The sequence below is a fragment of the Pseudomonas sp. F-14 TE3482 genome, from assembly GCF_053629455.1.
This window is the reverse complement of the sequence record NZ_JBRJII010000001.1, coordinates 4,789,622-4,806,827: the sequence shown is the minus strand read 5'-3', so window position 1 is coordinate 4,806,827 and position 17,206 is coordinate 4,789,622. Positions and strand designations below refer to the sequence as shown.

General features: G+C 58.4%; 13 protein-coding genes. 10 read left to right on the top strand and 3 right to left on the bottom strand.

Going from position 1 to position 17,206, the window contains the following annotated elements:
- Positions 1-42: 42 nt before the first annotated feature.
- The gene (locus AB7M26_RS21600) at positions 43-654 is read right to left on the bottom strand and encodes a TetR/AcrR family transcriptional regulator (protein ID WP_123496905.1); all 612 of its coding nucleotides are present in this window, start codon (positions 652-654) and stop codon (positions 43-45) included.
- A gap of 360 nt (positions 655-1,014) precedes the next feature.
- On the opposite strand from AB7M26_RS21600, the gene AB7M26_RS21595 reads away from it, so the two are divergent.
- The 5 genes from AB7M26_RS21595 (at position 1,015) to AB7M26_RS21575 (ending at position 5,825) form a co-directional block, all read left to right on the top strand.
- Positions 1,015-1,683, top strand: a complete 669-nt coding sequence (locus tag AB7M26_RS21595; protein ID WP_123496903.1) for a GntR family transcriptional regulator — start codon at positions 1,015-1,017, stop codon at positions 1,681-1,683.
- 72 nt (positions 1,684-1,755) lie between these two features.
- Entirely contained in the window at positions 1,756-2,562 is an 807-nt protein-coding gene (locus tag AB7M26_RS21590) for an ABC transporter substrate-binding protein (protein WP_429386141.1), read from the top strand.
- Positions 2,563-2,574: 12 nt separating this feature from the next.
- Positions 2,575-3,348: an amino acid ABC transporter permease gene (locus tag AB7M26_RS21585; RefSeq protein ID WP_123496899.1), complete on the top strand. Its 774-nt coding sequence runs from the start codon at positions 2,575-2,577 to the stop codon at positions 3,346-3,348.
- 2 nt (positions 3,349-3,350) lie between these two features.
- On the top strand, positions 3,351-4,130 hold the full coding sequence (locus AB7M26_RS21580) for an amino acid ABC transporter ATP-binding protein (RefSeq protein WP_084320064.1): 780 nt from the start codon (positions 3,351-3,353) through the stop codon (positions 4,128-4,130).
- An 84-nt stretch (positions 4,131-4,214) separates the two neighbouring features.
- Positions 4,215-5,825, top strand: coding sequence for a gamma-glutamyltransferase family protein (locus tag AB7M26_RS21575; protein WP_123496897.1), 1,611 nt, complete (start codon positions 4,215-4,217; stop codon positions 5,823-5,825).
- 117 nt (positions 5,826-5,942) lie between these two features.
- Here AB7M26_RS21575 and AB7M26_RS21570 read toward each other — a convergent pair whose 3' ends face one another.
- Positions 5,943-6,857: a LysR family transcriptional regulator gene (locus tag AB7M26_RS21570; protein ID WP_095631404.1), complete on the bottom strand. Its 915-nt coding sequence runs from the start codon at positions 6,855-6,857 to the stop codon at positions 5,943-5,945.
- 269 nt (positions 6,858-7,126) lie between these two features.
- On the opposite strand from AB7M26_RS21570, the gene AB7M26_RS21565 reads away from it, so the two are divergent.
- The 4 genes from AB7M26_RS21565 to pgm all read left to right on the top strand — a co-directional run bounded on the left by AB7M26_RS21565 (position 7,127) and on the right by pgm (position 13,432).
- The gene (locus AB7M26_RS21565; RefSeq protein ID WP_192344712.1) at positions 7,127-8,149 is read left to right on the top strand and encodes a zinc-dependent alcohol dehydrogenase family protein; all 1,023 of its coding nucleotides are present in this window, start codon (positions 7,127-7,129) and stop codon (positions 8,147-8,149) included.
- 567 nt (positions 8,150-8,716) lie between these two features.
- Positions 8,717-10,207, top strand: coding sequence for a hypothetical protein (locus tag AB7M26_RS21560; RefSeq protein WP_429386136.1), 1,491 nt, complete (start codon positions 8,717-8,719; stop codon positions 10,205-10,207).
- Positions 10,208-10,274: 67 nt separating this feature from the next.
- Positions 10,275-11,675, top strand: a complete 1,401-nt coding sequence (locus AB7M26_RS21555; RefSeq protein ID WP_218394909.1) for an aminotransferase-like domain-containing protein — start codon at positions 10,275-10,277, stop codon at positions 11,673-11,675.
- Positions 11,676-11,785: 110 nt separating this feature from the next.
- The gene (gene pgm / locus AB7M26_RS21550; protein WP_429386133.1) at positions 11,786-13,432 is read left to right on the top strand and encodes a phosphoglucomutase (alpha-D-glucose-1,6-bisphosphate-dependent); all 1,647 of its coding nucleotides are present in this window, start codon (positions 11,786-11,788) and stop codon (positions 13,430-13,432) included.
- 110 nt (positions 13,433-13,542) lie between these two features.
- Here pgm and AB7M26_RS21545 read toward each other — a convergent pair whose 3' ends face one another.
- A complete protein-coding gene (locus tag AB7M26_RS21545) occupies positions 13,543-14,238 on the bottom strand; it encodes a pirin family protein (protein ID WP_429386131.1) in 696 nt (231 codons plus the stop codon).
- Between the two features lie 279 nt (positions 14,239-14,517).
- Between AB7M26_RS21545 and AB7M26_RS21540 the strand changes: the two genes are divergently transcribed.
- The gene (locus AB7M26_RS21540) at positions 14,518-16,992 is read left to right on the top strand and encodes a UvrD-helicase domain-containing protein (RefSeq protein ID WP_429386128.1); all 2,475 of its coding nucleotides are present in this window, start codon (positions 14,518-14,520) and stop codon (positions 16,990-16,992) included.
- Positions 16,993-17,206 lie beyond the last annotated feature (214 nt).

The window sequence follows — 17,206 nt, the reverse complement described above, 5'->3', positions numbered from 1 at the left end:
TCAGCCAAACACCCCGCGAGGTGATTGCATCTGTGTGTTTTCTCAGGCCCGCATGCCGTAAAAGAGCAACTCGGTGATGTGCCTTACCTGAGCGGAGTGGGACTCGACATCCGGCTGCTCCTGGTTGACCAATCTGAACAACTGCAAGTGTGAATAGTCGTTCAACAGGAAAGAGGCCAGGTCGACGTCGAGGTCGGCGCGAAGTTTGCCGGCCTGCTGCAACTCTCTGAGCAACCCACTGATTTCAGTTCTGAGTGCATCGTTCATGGCGCGATAGCCTTTGGGCAGCCCGTTGTCGCCGCCAAACAATATCAGTGGCAGCAGTTCACGCCAGAGGCTGGGGTGCATGACCTCCAGTGCGTAACCGGTCAACCGCCGCTCCAGGTAACACATGGCATCGACCGGATCCTCAATGTCAGGCATCTGGCTGCGGGCGTCCTTGATGGCACGCTGGTCGGCGTCGTGCAGGATTTCCAGAATGATTTCCTGTTTGTTACCGAAGTACTTGAACACCGTGGGCGCTGACACCCCAGCCTGGTTGGCAATTTGTTCGATGGTGGTGTTCTGGAAACCCTGGCGCTCAAACAGCTCGATGGCTGCCTTGCTGATGGCTTGGCGTCGTTCGACTTTCTGACGTTCACGTAGTCCGCTCACAGGTGATCCTTGTCGCTATGAATAGGGGGGCGGATGTCGCCCAATCATCCATTCAAAATACTTAATCGAGTAAAACTTTTAAAGCACTAATTTCTGCAATGCACTCTCTCGCGGGAGCAAAAGACCTCGAAGGGCATTCGGAGAAATGATTTGTTACCTGGATACCGTTGTTCACCTATTTGGGGCGCGCTGGGCCATTTCGTAGCACACGGTGAGTATCGCGCCGATCTAAAGAACATCGGGTTTTGAGCCAGAACTCCTTTCTAATTAAGAACTTGAGGCAATTCTAAACAGGCTGGCACGGTTTCTGCCTTTTTGAATCTATGGATAATTGGATACAAAAAAGCAAAAGGTGACTTTATGCAATTCGCTCCCACCTACGTTGAACGTCAGCCCCTGACCGCCGAGGAGGAGGCTTACAACTTTTTGCTGGAAGCGATCTGCGGCGGTCGTTTCCGCAAAGGCGACCGCCTGATCGCCGAGGATATCGCCAGTGAAATCGGCATGAGCCGGATGCCAGTGCGCGAAGCCTTTCGCCGTCTTGATGCTCAAGGCCTGGTGACCCTGAGGCCCAACCGCGGCGCCATTGTCAGTGGTCTGGATTTCGACGAGTTGCACGAAGTCTTCGAAATGCGCAGTGCCCTCGAGGGCCTGGCCATCCGCGTGGCCGTGGCGAAAATCGGCGAGCGTCAGCTGGCGGCTTTGGAACGCATGCTGGACGAGATGGATGACTACCGCGACGAAAGCGCCGAGTGGGTCAGACTTCATCGTTCCTTCCATGAGTACCTGTGCAGCCTCAGCGGCCGTCCTCGGCTGATGAAGCAGATCTCGGCGCTGTATTCGCTAATTGAGGCGCCAATGCGCCTTTGGCTGCAACACAGCGAAAAACCCTTGAGCGCTCGCCAGGAACACGCGGTGATCCTCGATGCCATTCGTTCAGGCGATGTCGACCGAGCCGAGGCGATAGTGCGCGAGCACATCGAGGGCACGGTGCCGGCGCTGATCCAGTTTCTGCAATCGGAAAAATAGAATCGGGCTCAAACCCGACAGTGTTTTGACTTTGAGTACTGCCCCGTTACTAAACAACTGGAGTGTCTCGTCGTGCATAAACGCCATATGTTACTTGCCGCTGTATCCCTCGGGCTCTGTGCACAGTGGGCGGTTTCCGCGCCCCAAGTGCCGGAGCGACTGCAAAAGGCCGACAAACTCACGTATTGCTCGGGCATGGACTCACCGCCTTTGGTGTCTTTCGATGAGGCGCAAAAACCCAGGGGCCTGACGGTCGATCTGGGGCTGGAAATCGCCAAGCGGTTGGGAAACAAACCGGTGCAATGGCGGGTCATTCCTTTCTCCGGGTTGCTGCCGGCATTGCTCGCCCAGCAGTGCGACATGATCGTTGATCAGCTGTTCGACAAGCCCGAACGCCGGGAGGTGATCGACATCGTCAACTACATGTATTCCAGTCAGGCAGTGGTCGTTCCCAAAGGCAATCCCAAGGGCATCAAAACCCTGGATGGACTGTCCGGGCACAAGGTGGCAGTGCTCAATGGCTCGACGATCAAAACCTTGCTGGACGCCGAAAACGAAAAGCTGACCAAGGCTGGCAAGACCCCAATGAAACTGCTGGTTTACAACACTGACACCGACGCCTTTCAGGCGCTGCGCATCAGTCAGGTAGACGCTTACGGCACGACCGTGGAAACCGCCGGTTACTACGCCGCCATGGCGCCCGATCTGTTCGAGGAAGGGGTGCCGGCCTTCAGCCGGATTCTCACTGGCTTGGGCATTCGCAAGGATGATCCGCAGCTCACTGCAGCGGTACAACAGGTCATCAGTGACATGCGCAGCGACGGCAGTTACGTGCAGTTGCTGAGCAAATGGCATGTTTCCAGCGACACACTCGACTGAGGCGAACGCTCGATGAATTTCAATTGGGATGTGTTCTGGCAATACCTGTTGCAGCCCAGCGGGGTGTACCTCACCGGACTCTGGCTGACGTGCCTGATCAGTGTGTTGGCGATGGCCTTGGGCTGTGTACTGGGACTGGCGGCGGCGCTGATGCGTCTGTCGCGCAACCCGTTGCTCAACCTCCCGGTACGGTTTTACGTGTGGCTGATGCGCGGCACACCGCTGTTGGTGCAGATCGTCTTTCTGTACACCGCATTGGCGGCCGGCGGGATCTTCCGATTTGAGGACGTGCAACTGTACGGTTTAGTAGTGCCGGGCAATATCCAGGCAGCGATTATCGCCCTAGGTCTGAACGAAGGCGCTTACATGGCCGAGATCATTCGTGCCGGGATTGGCGCCGTGGACAAAGGACAGTACGAGGCTGGGCGTTCGCTGGGCATGACCTTCGACAAACTGATGCGGCGCATTGTTCTGCCTCAGGCGTTCCGGGTCATCGTTCCGCCATTGGGCAACGAGTTCAACGTGATGCTCAAGAATACGACGCTGGTCAGTGTGATTGGCGTGCAGGAGTTGCTGCTGAGCACGCAAATGGTCACGTCGGCGACATTCCGGGTATTTGAACTGTACCTGGTGGTGGCGATTTATTTCCTGCTGCTGACCACCCTCTGGGGCTTCTTCCAGCGTTGGTTGGAAGCGCGTTTCGGACAGTCCGATCGACCCGCACCGCCAGCGGCTAGTAGTCGCATGTTCGGTCGCAGCACGCTGAAATTGCTGAGAGGGCGTTAAGCATGGCGCACAAAAGTGAAGAACTGATCATCGAGGCCCTGGACATTCACAAGTCCTTCGGCGACCTGGAGATTCTCAAGGGGATTTCCTTGCAGGTGCGGCGGGGTGAAGTGGTGGTGTTGATCGGCGCTTCGGGCTCGGGCAAGACCACCTTTATTCGCTGTATCAATCTGCTGGAAGACATTCAGGGTGGGCGCATTCGCGTCAACGGTCGCTCCATGGGTTACCGCGAGCGCGCTGATGGCAGCCTGGTGCGCGACTCCGAGCGCAACATCGCTCGCCAGCGTCGGGACATAGGCATGGTCTTCCAGCGTTTCAATCTGTTCCCCCACATGACCGCGCTGGAAAACATCATTGAGGCACCGATCCAGGTGCTAGGCGTGCCACGCGCCGAAGCGTTGGAACAGGCCCGGGCCTTGCTCGCCCGTGTCGGTCTGGCGGACAAGGCAATGCATTACCCCTCGATGCTGTCCGGTGGACAGCAGCAGCGCGTGGCGATTGCTCGGGCGCTGGCGATGAAGCCACAGGCCATGCTGTTTGATGAGCCTACCAGCGCTCTGGATCCCGAAACCGTGGGCGAGGTCCTGCAGGTGATGAAGCAGTTGGCCGATGACGGCATGACCATGGTGGTGGTCACTCATGAAATGGGTTTTGCCCGAGAAGTCGCTGACCGGGTGGTGGTCCTCGATCAGGGTGAACTGATCGAACAGGGGCCGCCGGAGCAGATCTTCAGTCGACCGACTCACCCGCGGACCCAGGCCTTTCTCAGTCGCGTGCTGTGATCTTTTCAGTCAGGTCTTTTATCTCCGGGTAATGAAACCGGATCACCTCCGGCTAGTGAATCTTTGTTTGGAAGAACTTTTGCTATGTTGAAATTTTCTGCCCACGAATATCCCTATGCGTCGCAACGTCAGAGTGTGTTTGCCCGCCATGGCATGGTCGCGGCTTCCCAGCCACTGGCTGCTGAGGCCGGCATCGAGATCATGCGCAATGGCGGCAATGCGATTGATGCCGCGATTGCCACGGCAGCAGCGCTTACTGTGGTTGAACCCACTGGCTGCGGCTTGGGCGGCGACGCCTTTGCCCTGGTCTGGAGCAAGGGCCAATTGCACGGGTTGAACGGCAACGGCCAGGCGCCAACAGCGCTGACGATCGATGCAGTCAAGGCTGGCGGTCACGAGCAGATGCCACTCTACGGCTGGACGCCGGTCACGGTGCCCGGTTGCCCGTCGGCCTGGGCGGAGTTGTCCAAACGGTTCGGCAAGCTGCCCTTTGCCGAGTTGTTGCAGCCCGCCATCAGCCTGGCCCGGGAGGGCTTCCCATTGTCACCGGTGGTCGCCCGTCAATGGCAGACTGCTCTGGATGAATTCAGCCCCCATCGAGACCCGGTGCTCGACATCTGGTTCGACACGTTCCTCATCGATGGCCGTGCACCCAAGGCCGGTGAGTTATTCCGTAACCCGTCGCAAGCCCGAACGTTGGAAGAGTTGGCAAACAGCGCTTGCGAAAGCCTCTATCGCGGCGATCTGGCTCAGCGTCTGGATGCCCATTCCCGCGCCACCGGCGGCTATCTGCGAGCCAGCGACCTGCGGGACTATCGCGCTCAATGGGTAGATCCGATCAGCATCAACTACCGCGGCTACGACGTCTGGGAAATCCCCCCTAGCGGGCAAGGATTGGTGGCCCTGATGACCCTGAAAATCCTTCAGGGCTTTGACTTCGATCACCGAGACAGCCAGCAGACCTGGCATCGTCAGTTGGAAGCTATGAAGCTGGCCTACAGTGACGGCCTTCATTACATCACTGACCCACTGCACATGCGTGTGGCCGTGGCTGACCTTCTCAGCGATGCCTATAGCCGCCAACGTCGCGAACAAATCACTGATCAGGCGTGCGAACCCAATCCCGGCGATCCCCACGCTAGCGGCACGGTGTACCTGGCCACGGCGGATGCGGAGGGCAATATGGTGTCCTTCATCCAGAGCAACTACCACGGCTTTGGTTCCGGTGTAGTGCTGCCAGACAGCGGCCTCGCCTTGCAGAACCGCGGACAGGAATTCAGTCTCGACCCCGACCATGCCAACTGCCTGGCACCGGGCAAAAAAACCTTTCACACCATCATTCCCGGTTTCATCAGTAAAGGTGACGCACCGGTGGGGCCGTTCGGCGTCATGGGCGGCTACATGCAGCCCCAAGGCCATGTGCAGATGGTCATGAATCTGGTGGATTTCGGTCTCAACCCCCAAGCCGCGCTGGACGCTCCGCGGTGGCAATGGCTAGGGGATATGAAGGTCGGCATCGAACACGGGGCGTCTCGGGACTTGGCCGCTTCCCTGGCACGGCGCGGACACCAGATTCAGATTGATTGCGACCTGATCAACTATGGCCGAGGGCAGATTATCATCCGTGACCCGGACACCGGTGTGCTGTGCGGTGGTACCGAGCCGCGGGCCGATTCCCATATCGCCGTGTGGTAGCCGGCCGCTTAAAACAAAAAAAAGAGACTACGGTCTAATGCCAGTCAGTTAAGCTGACTGGCATTTTTATTTTTGATCGGATACTTCGGGGATTTGAGTCTAGCCCGGGGAATTCTGTTACAGGCTATCCGGGTCCCCAAAGAACATCTGAATCCGCGACCGTAACCACCGCTCCCCCGGATCATTATCCTGCGACCCACGCCAAGCCATGTGCAGCTCAAAACTGCGCACCGGCAACGGTGGATCTTCCGCCCGCACGCCACCGGCTGCAGTCAACGCTTCAGCGGTGTAATCCGGGACAGTGGCCACGATATCAGTCCCGCTGATCAGTGTGCTCAGCCCATTGAACTGCGGCACCGCCAGCACCACATGCCGTTTGCGCCCCAGCTTCTCCAGCTCTTCATCGATAAAGCCGCTCAGGTCGCCAGCGAACGAAACCAGCGCGTGGGGGCGGGCGCAGAAGTCATCCAGGCTCAACGGTCCCGGTACCGTGTCGGCGCGTAACAGCTTCGGCATGCTGCGGCGCAGCACTTTGCGCTTGGCGTTGGCCGGCAGGTCGGCGGTGTAGCTGACACCAATGGAGATCTCGCCCGAGGCGAGCAGGCTTGGCATCAGGATGTAGTTGGCCCGACGCACCACCAGCACGATTCCCGGCGATTCCGCGCGCAGCCGTTTGAGCAGCATTGGCAGCAGCGCGAATTCAACATCATCCGACAAGCCGATGCGGAACACCGCGGTGCTGGTCGCCGGGTCGAATTCCGCCGCACGACTGACCGCGGTGGAAATCGAATCCAGGGCTGGAGAGAGCAGGGCGAAGATTTCCACTGCTCGGGCGGAAGGCTCCATGCTGCGGCCGGTACGCACGAACAACGGGTCATCGAACAGCCCGCGCAGGCGCGAGAGCGCCGCACTGATGGCCGGCTGGCCGAGGAACAATTTTTCCGCAGCGCGGGTCACGCTGCGTTCGTGCATCAGTGTTTCGAAAACGATCAACAGGTTCAGGTCGACACGACGCAGGTCATTACGATTCATCTGGAGTCCTGGCAGATTCAGCAAACTTGACGTGAGCGGCCATATGAGAACAATGGCCGGCATGAATCTTACGGGGAAAGACTGGTACTCTGCACAGGGTAATTCAGTTTTTTCTGAAAGGCTGCTTCGGTTTTTCACGGCATTGGATGATGTCGCCGTCGCTGCGGAATCAATGACAGGCATGTCGACTATTAATAGCCACTGATGGTCTTGGGTAGAAAGCCCAGATAGAGTTCAGGGCATTAGAGGTTACTTTGACGAGGTTTGCGATGTCCCGCACGATCCGTTTTCACAAGTTTGGTCCAGCCGAGGTGCTCAAATGCGAAGAGCATGCGGCCGCTCTGCCTGCGCCGGGCGAAGTGCAGGTGCGCGTCGAAGCGATAGGCATCAGCTGGTATGACATTCTCTGGCGCCAGAACCTGGCTTCGTCCCATGCTCGTCTGCCTTCTGGCCTGGGTCATGAAATGGCTGGTGTGGTCACTATGGTCGGCGAAGGCGTCGATGATTTGGCCGTTGGTGACAAGGTCGCCAGCTTCCCGGCCGAGAGCCCCAACGACTACCCGGTTTACGGCGAACAGATCGTTCTGCCACGCACGGCGCTGACCCGCTACCCGGACGTGCTCAGCCCGATCGAAGCCAGCGTGCACTACACGCCGCTATTGATCGCTTATTTTGCCTACGCCGACCTGGCGCGAGTCAAACCCGGGCAATTCGCTCTGGTGACCGACGCCAGCCACTGTGCCGGGCCATCGTTCGTGCAACTGGGCAAAGCCCTTGGTGTGCGGGTGATTGCTGCGACCAAAACCGCGGATGAGCGTGAATACCTGCTGTCTCTGGGCGCCGAGAAAGTCATCGTTACCGAAGAAGAAGATCTGCTGATGCGGATCAACAAAATTACCGATAACCGCGGCGTCGATGTGGTGTTCGATGGCCTTGGCGGGCCGCAGATGTCGCTGCTCGGCGATGTGCTCGCCCCTCGGGGCAGCCTGGTGCTCTATGGCCTGCAAGGAGGTAACCAGACGCCGTTCCCGGCCTGCGCGGCGTTCCAGAAGAACATTCAGTTTTTCGTGCACTGCATCGGTAACTTCACCGGCAAGCCGGAACTGGGCATCATTCAGGACCAGGTCGCATTGCAGCGTGCCCTGCGCGACATCAACCAGTTGACCGCAGACCGCGTGCTGCTGCCGCTCAAAACCCGGGTCTTCCCGTTTTCAGAGTTTGTCGAAGCACACCGCTACATGGACGAATGCCCATGCCGCGAACGGGTCGCCCTTCAGGTCGAGCCTGCCTGAGCCCTTCCTCTGCCAAGAGTCCGTGCGAATACGGACTCTTCTGCTGGCAGTCACTCCCAAATGAGACGTGCCATCGATCTGTCGGTGGGCCGGTTCAGCAACTGAACTGGTTTTTGCTCTCGATCTGTATCTTCTAATCATTATGTAAGCCCTGATAATTGAATGATTACTTTCATCTCAAGGAAAGAGTCATGGCCGAGTATCAGGCTGAAGCTCCTCAATGCGCGCCGGCAATATATGCTCAACAAATAATGCGGCGTCGCTCAGTTGTCTTACATTCGTGGGCAACTTCTTTCTTTATTTCTTGTGCTAAGTGTCTGTGGGACGCTGTCGGAAATTTCCTAGGAAAACCCGCGGGAGCCCAAGGTGCCCGCTCTGCGGGGTCTCGCGCCGATATAGGTCTCCCTGGGTTACCCGTGGCGTTCAATCATTTCAAATAATTACACAATGCTTAAGTGCTAGCATTTGAATAACAGCACCGGCACTCCATTCATGACAAACAACCTGTTGCGCAATACACCTCGTTACTTGCGTGGCATCGCACTTTTGAGTCACAGGTAAATAATGATGACCGCTACCCATGATCAGGCAATGAACTATGTTTATCAGCAAATGCTGCAGCGCTTGCTGGGTTTTTTCTCTCGCGCCGAGCGCACGGCATTGCAATTGCTGATTCAGCGCCTGGTGATGTCCGCAGGAGGTTTGGAGCGTATCGGCGATTACAAGGTGCTGTCGATCCAGTCCGGGTCCCGCGACAGCTGCTACACCCTGGCGCTACTGCGTGCCGCGCAGCTGAGTATTGCCGGCCGGGCACCGGCGACGTTTCAGCTGCGAGTGGCGACCTTGCGCTTGAACGGTGCGGCCTCGACAGCCTTGGAAAACATCCATCGCAGCTGCAGTGCATTGTTTCTCTACGACGATCCCCGGGTCGAAGTGTTGATGGTCGATAATCGCGAAGTCCTGCCGTTCAATCATCTGGCGCCGATCTCCGAAGCCGGTCGTGAGTCGAATCGGCTCAATCTGCTGATGGTCGGGCACCGCCGTGTCTGGGACGGGCCGCTTGATCTGTGGGATGACGGGTATCTGGCGACCGGCGAGTTTTACGGACAAATCGCCCGTTGGGACCAGGGTGTCGACGCATTGATCAGTAGCGATACACCCCGTCGACAGAAGCAGTTTCTCGAGGGGTTGAATCGTGCGGCGGCCAAGGCCGGGCTCAAGGCGCCGGACCGTCACGAAACGGGCTACGAGGGGCTGTTCGCGCGACTCGATGAATTGGGCAGTGATTGCTACCGCGAGTTTTATCCTGAGTCTGCCCAGGCGGCGTGGCGTCCCGCCGAACGTTTTGAAGCGTGTCGCCGCACGACCTTCATCGATATTCACGACATGCTGGTCAGCAACCTGGAAGAGCGCTGGCCACTGCTCACCGATTTTCTCGGGTTTCAACCTGACGAGTTGTCGGCTCAGCTCAGTGATAACGGCTACGTCAGCTTGTCGATATCCGCGCATCTTCGTGGCTTGCAAGCGTGCTTTGTACAGGGTCGAAGCTACGAGGATGGCATTGGCGAGTACCTGCAGCGGGCGCTGGTGATGATGCGCCGCAAACATGTTCCAGAGCGCTTTTGCGAACAGGCCATGGAAACCTTCGGCAACCCGATGACGATGACCGATCAGCGCGCATTGGCATCGGCTGAAACACAAAAGAGCCTCGGTTTGAGCGAGGCTCAACTGGTGTGTCTACTGTTTGCCCCGTTTGTCGATAACGGCGCGGCGCTTGAGCATTTTCTGCGTCAGTGCCATCCCGGCATGCTCGTGGCGTTGCCGGACTTGCACCGGGCGATGCAGGGAGGCCCGGCTCCCGAGCAGGTTCTGCAATGGATGGTCGATGTCAGCGGGTTGCCCGTGAGTCTTATCAGTACGCTTTACCGCATGGGGCCGGTGGTTCGGGATGAGGGCAGGGCTCTCGGCCTGGAAAGCGTCGAGGTGGGTGGGCAAGCTGAAGTCGTGGAGCCTGGCAGTGAAACGACTGTGTCTGGCGAATGGTCGACGGGCCGGTGAAAGTGACTGGTTCGACGGATCCGGCAAGGATGCGTCACGACGTTCGTAGTCTGTTCGGCCATTACCCATGAAAGGACCACGAGATACCGATTTTGCGTACCAGGCGGTGTACCGTTACCTGACTAACCTGATCAATGAGCCGGGCAGTGACATGCAAGTGCGCCTGCCTTCATTGCGGCAGTTGGCGCACCGCCTGAGTGTGTCGATCTCGACCATTCAGTACGCTTATTCGCTGTTGGAAAAGGAAGGGCGCGTCTATTCAGTGGCCAAATCAGGCTACTACGCACTCCCCGTGTCCTCAATCGGCATGCCCGGTAGCGGCAAGGACCTGCTCGAAACGGTTTACGTCAACGCCAGGCGTCCCGGCATGCTGGTGCTGAGCGCCGATGAACCGGCGTTATTACAACCCCTGGATAGCCCGTTGCTGTTACTGGAGAGAGAACTGCTGCGCCAGTATCCGCGCCAGCCGCAACCGTCTTCGCAACCCTGCGGCGAGCTGGAGCTGCGCACAGCCCTGGCGGCGCGCTACACCACTTCGCCGACCCGTTGCTGGCATGCTGATGATGTCTATATCGGCGCCGATCTGCGTGGCGTACTGGAAATATTGATCGCTGTCCTTGGCCTTAAGGATGCTGTGGTGGTGGTCGAATCACCGTGCGACTGGGCTATTTTGCGCCTGTTTCAAGACGCGGACGTGCAGGTGGTCGAGCTGCCGCTGCAAGCCCATGGCGGCCTGGATCCTGAGCAGTTGAAGCAGCTGCTTGAGACTGAGCAGGTGCGACTGGTGATGCTTTCATCGAGGCTGAATATGCCCCGGGGCAGTGTGGCGCCTGACAGCAACAGGCAAATCACCGCACAGTTGCTGGAGCGACACGGCAGTTGGGTGCTGGAAAACGATTGTTACGGCGAGCTCGAATTCGAGCCGAGCGGCCTGCGGTTTCGTGATCTGCTGGACCCGGATCGGCTGATCGTGTTCTCCACATTCGAGAAAATCATCGGGTCGGAGGCGCCCTTCGGCTATCTGCTGTCGCGACAGCTGCGCGCCGAATTGCAACGGCACTTTCTGCTGCGCGCGTTTCGCTTGTCGCTGATTCGTCAGAAAGCCATTGCACGGCTGTACAGCAACGGACGCATTGATCAACACCTGCTGGTGTTGCGTCGACTGCTCAAGGAACGCATGGTGCAGATGACTCGGTTGCTGGAAGAGCGTCTGCCCGATGCGTTGCACTTCGTTGAGCCCCGGGGCGGGGCGACAATCTGGATTCGTTCGTTGCGCCAGGTCGATGTGCGTCGAGTGTTCGAGCGTTTGCTCAAGCAGCATGTGGTGATTGCGCCGGGGGAGCTGTTCAGCCTGCAGGGCCTGCACGGGCAGCACTTGCGCCTGAGTCACACCTTCGGTGGTCACCACGACCTCGCCGATGCATTGGGTCTGTTGGCGGATGCCTTGCGCCTGGAATCGATCGACTGAGCCGAGGCGCAAACCCTCCTCGGTACCTGACAATTGATAACGTCGCGCCCGGAGCAAACTGTCAGTAAACTGCGCTCTATTCCCGAACCACTCTTTCTCAGAGGTTTTGCATGACACTCAGTCCTTTTGCGGGCAAACCGGCACCGGCAGAACTGTTGGTCGACATCCCGCGACTGGTAACGGCCTATTACACCGGCCAGCCCGATGCAGCCATTTCTACCCAGCGCGTCGCCTTTGGCACGTCCGGACACCGAGGTAGCTCGTTCGATCTGAGTTTCAACGAATGGCACGTTCTGGCCATCAGCCAGGCGATCTGCCTGTACCGCGAAGCCCAGGGCATTGACGGTCCATTGTTCGTCGGGATCGACACCCACGCGCTGTCCACGCCAGCCGGTGCCAGCGCCCTGGAAGTCCTGGCGGCAAACGGCGTGACGGTGATGATCGCCGAAGGCGACGAGTACACGCCGACGCCGGCCATTTCCCACGCGATTCTTTGCTACAACCGTGGTCGAACTTCGGGCCTGGCAGACGGCATCGTCATCACCCCGTCTCACAACCCGCCACAAAGCGGTGGCTACAAGTACAACCCTACCAACGGCGGCCCGGCCGATACCCACATCACCAAGTGGATCGAAGCCAAGGCCAACGAGCTGCTGGCGGCCAAACTCGCCGGCGTCAAACGCATCAGCTACGAGCAGGCCCTGAAGGCCAGCACCACCCATCGTCACGATTACCTCAACACCTATGTCGCTGACCTGATCAACGTGATCGACTTCGACGCCATCCGCGATGCGAAGCTGCGTCTGGGTGTCGATCCGCTGGGCGGAGCAGGGGTGCGCTACTGGTCGGCGATTGCCGAGCATTACCGCCTGGACCTGGAGGTGGTGAATAAACAGGTTGATGCGACATTCCGTTTCATGACCGTCGATTGGGACGGGCAGATTCGTATGGATCCATCATCCAGCCACGCCATGCAAGGTTTGATCGGTCTGAAAGAGCGTTTCGACGTGGCCTTTGCCTGTGACCCGGACCACGACCGCCATGGCATCGTGACCCCGTCCGGTGGTTTGCTGGCACCCAACAGCTACCTTGCGGTGTCGATCGATTACCTGTTCCAGAACCGTCCGCTGTGGCGCGCCGATGCGGCCGTGGGTAAAACCGTGGTCAGCAGTGGCTTGATCGATCGCGTCGCCAAACGCCTGGGCCGCCGTCTGTACGAAGTGCCGGTTGGCTTCAAATGGTTTGCCGACGGCCTGTTCGACGGCTCCCTCGGATTTGGTGGCGAAGAAAGCGCCGGCGCGTCGTTCCTGCGTAAGGACGGCAGTGTCTGGTGCACCGACAAGGATGGCTTGATTCCGGCGCTGCTGGCGGCTGAAATGACTGCCCGCACGGGGCATGACCCAAGTCAGGCTTATCGCGCGTTGACTGATGAACTGGGCGAACCGTTCTCGGTACGGGTCGATGCCAAGGCCAATCCTGAGCAGAAAGCGCTGCTGAGCAAATTGTCGCCAGACCAGGTCACCTCCACTCAACTGGCGGGCGAAGCGATCCAGAGCATCCTCAGCCATGCACCGGGCAACGACCAGGCCATCGGCGGTCTGAAAGTCATGACCGAGAACGGTTGGTTCGCGGCGCGGCCGTCGGGCACTGAGGACATCTACAAGATCTACGCGGAAAGCTTTGTCAGTGACGACCACCTCAAGCAGTTGGTGGCGGAAGCTCAGACACTGGTGGATGGCGCGATTTCTGCGAAGTGATTGAGGGCCCCATCGCGGGCTTGCCCGCGATGGCGTCAGTGCAGTCACTAACATTTAAGAAAAAAGGGGCAACCATCAACGGTCGCCCCTTTTTTTTCGCATTTACCGCATCAAGCCACATCCACCAACACAATCTCACTGTCCTCAATCGCCGTCACGCGCAACACCTGCTCATCGACAATCGCAACCCCGTCTCGAGCTTGTGCACGCAAGCCATTGACTTCAATGGCCCCAGTGGCTGGAACCAGATAAGCCCGACGGCCGCTGTCCAGGTGATACTCCGCAGACTCCCCGGCCTTCAGATTCGCCGCTACCAAGCGCGCATCGGCGCGAATGTGCAGGCTTTGATCGTCGCCGGCCTTGCCGCTGGCCAGGGTCACAAAACCTTCGCGTTCGCCTTTGGGGAATGGCTTGGCGCCCCACGACGGGGCCGAACCGGCTTCGTTGGGGATGATCCAGATCTGAAAGATCCGGGTTTCGGTCGCTTCCAGGTTGTACTCACTGTGAGCGATCCCGGTGCCAGCACTCATGACCTGAACGTCGCCCGCTTCGGTGCGGCCCTTGTTACCGAGGTTGTCCTGGTGAGTAATTGCGCCTTCACGAACGTAGGTGATGATTTCCATATCCCGGTGTGGGTGTTTCGGGAACCCGGTGCCGGGGGCAATCACATCGTCGTTCCATACCCGCAGGTTGCCCCAGTTCATGCGTTTGGGGTCGTGGTACTCGGCGAACGAAAAGTGGTGATGGGCATCCAACCAGCCATGGTGCGCGCCGCCCAGCGAATTGAAGGGTCTGAGTTCAAGCATGATCGTCTCCTGAAAAGGTTCGTCATGGGGCAGAGCGCCTGAGCCACAGACGAGAACCGGTGGTTGATGGCGAGCATGATCTATCAGGCACCAATCGATAAAAAGCGTAAAAAATGCCTCAATACAATCGAATTAGTTGATATCAAATAACTTCGAAACATTCTCATCCAGCCTTCACTTCATCGCATAAGCCAATGACCTGTAAGCATTTCACTAGAACTCAGCGGCAAATGCAGACACCATAGCCCTCAACAGCCTCACACCCTGGAGTCCGTCCGCGTGCCGCAACACACCCCCGATCTTCCTCCCGAACTTCGCCCTTTGGCTGAGATGCCTTTGTTCAAGCGCCTGGCCGCCCGGTTCTTTGGCCACGGCCTTACCCGTCTGCGCGCGCAACACCGTGCATCCTGGCTGCACGGGCAAGCCGACGGTTTTCGCAGCGGTCACAGCGCCGGGGTGGATTACGGCTATAAGGAAGGCAAACTCGAGGGGCTGGAGGAAGGTCGGCAGGTTCTGTTGATTCGCGACTCACGCTCAACTGAACATCGACCGCCCAACGTCGATGACAATCTGTTCGACGATTGGCGCCTGCCATTGAGTGCAGAGCTGAAGAAGCGCATGAAGGCCGACGTGGCGCGGCTGTTGCCCGCGCATGCTCAGCCGAGCGCTGCCCAATGGAAGATGATTTTCAGCGACACACCGTCGACCTCGGTGATCGCCGGGGCGGGGGCGGGCAAATCGACTACCCTGGTGTTGCGAATTCTGCTGCTCAGCCATTACCTGGGGTTTGAATTGAGCTCGATGACCGTGGTGACCTTCACCCGCGAATCGCGCAAGGACTTCATCAATAAGCTGATCGAACTGTTTGCAGTCTGGGGCCGGGGAATCAGCTTTAAAGAAGCGCGCGATCTGGTGCGCACGTTCCATTCGCGCATCCTGCCGATGGTTCGCAGCCTGCCGGGTTTCGAGCGGCTGCAAGCCTTCGAAAACCTCAGTCACCGCGTGCAAGGCGGCGATGAGGAGGTCGACAGCAACCCCTTCGACCTGCGCATCAACGATGCCCAGCGCCAGCAACTCAACGCCTGCTATCACAGCCTGCACGCCCGCGATGAGCGTTTCCGCGAGTTGATCAAGCCTTTGTCTCGTCATGCCTTGCAGCTCAAGGAGCTGGAGCGTGATCACCCGGACGTGCAGAAGCGCATGGCGGTGACTGAACTCGCCGCCAAGCGCGATGAAGAACTGTGCGACACAATCGAGGACTTGTGGTTTCGCGCCGGCGCCTGGCCGATCAAGGGCATCGAACCGAATCGTCAGACCTTCGACATCAACGGCTCGACCTTTCATTGCCACGGCTACATTCCGACGCTGGATGCCTGGGTGGTGCTGGGGTTCGATCCTCGGGAAAACCCTCAGGTCAGCCGGCCGAATGCCAAACTTTCGGTGCGCGCAGAGTGGGCTGTAAAGCGCACCCTGTTTCAAGCTTTCTGTCGTAAGCCTTTGATATGGCTGGATAGTTATGAGTCTTCAAAGCGTGTTTTGGCATCCCTTGCCGGGGACGCCAGCGCCGGGCCGGGCTTCGATTACAAGGTCAAGGGCGAGCTCGGTTCCGCGCCGTTGCTGGACTGTTTTGTTGCGGCGGCCGGGTTTATTGAAAACCTCGGCCTGGATGTGCCGAATGCCGTGGGCCAGATGAGTTTCGCCAAGGATGACCCAGACCGGTTCTTCTTCGAGGCGTTGAGCCTGTTCTGGCGGGCGCTGGAAGATCATCTGCTGGATCAATCGCCGCCGGTGATGACCTACAACCGGATGTTCGCCTTGTTCAGTGAACATTCACCGGAGAATCTCAAGCTGCTGAGCGATGAGCTGCTCAGGCCCATGTCGCACTTGATGATTGACGAGTTTCAGGACGTATCACCGCAGATCGTTTCGTGGATTCGCGCCAGCCTGGGGGAAATCCGCAGTCGCGGACCGGCCATGCATGTGGGGCGCGGCGCGCAACGTTCGTCATTGCTTTGTGTCGGTGATGACTGGCAGTCCATCTATGGCTGGCGTGGCAGTTCGCCGACTTACTTCATGGAGTTCAACAAGGAATTCCCGTCGCCGAGCACGACCAAAGTGATGCTCAGTGACAACTACCGTAGCCATCAGCACATCATCGACGCGGCGGAGCATATTGTCCGCGCGGCTCCGGCGATCGCTGGCAAGAAAGCCAAGGCCAGCGGTGAACCCAAGGCGCTGCTGCCAGTGAATATTCTCGACCGGGATGACCAAGGCATGGCCCAGCGCCTGATCGAGCACTATAGAAAGGGTGATTCAATCTTGATGCTTTATCGAAAAAGCAGCGATAAGTCATTGATTGAAGAGAATATTCAGTCTGTAGTTAATGTGGATTCGAGCTTGCCGTACGACGCTCGACGGCTCAAACAACTGACCTATCACAGCGCCAAGGGCCTGCAGGCTGATGCGGTATTTCTGCTGGGCGATTGCCAGCACCTGACCAGTTCACCCTACAAGAACCAGGTCTATCGCATGGCCGGACTCGGCAAGGCCGGCGACAGCGAAGCTTACGACAGTGCACAGAAAGACGAGATCTTGCGGCTGGCCTACGTGGGCATCACTCGGGCCGTGAGCCATTGCTACTGGTATGTCGATGGCCAGGATACCTCGGCTGCGAATATGCCCAAGGCCTCCGACCGGATCGGCAAGGGCAAGGCGTTCTTCGCTGATCACCGTCAGGGAAAAGTGTCTGCCTGACCATTCAGAGAGTCTTGAGCAGAAAACCTGTGGCGAGGGAGCTTGCTCCCGCTTGAGTGCGTAGCACTCACAAAAAAATGGGCGCTTGCCGAATTTTTGGGGCCGCTACGCGACCCAGCGCGAGCAAGCTCGCTCGCCACAAAGGCAGGCATGGCTGAAGAGGTACCGACTGGCTGCGAAAAGTTGCGGGGGGCGCAATCCCGGCCTATGGTCC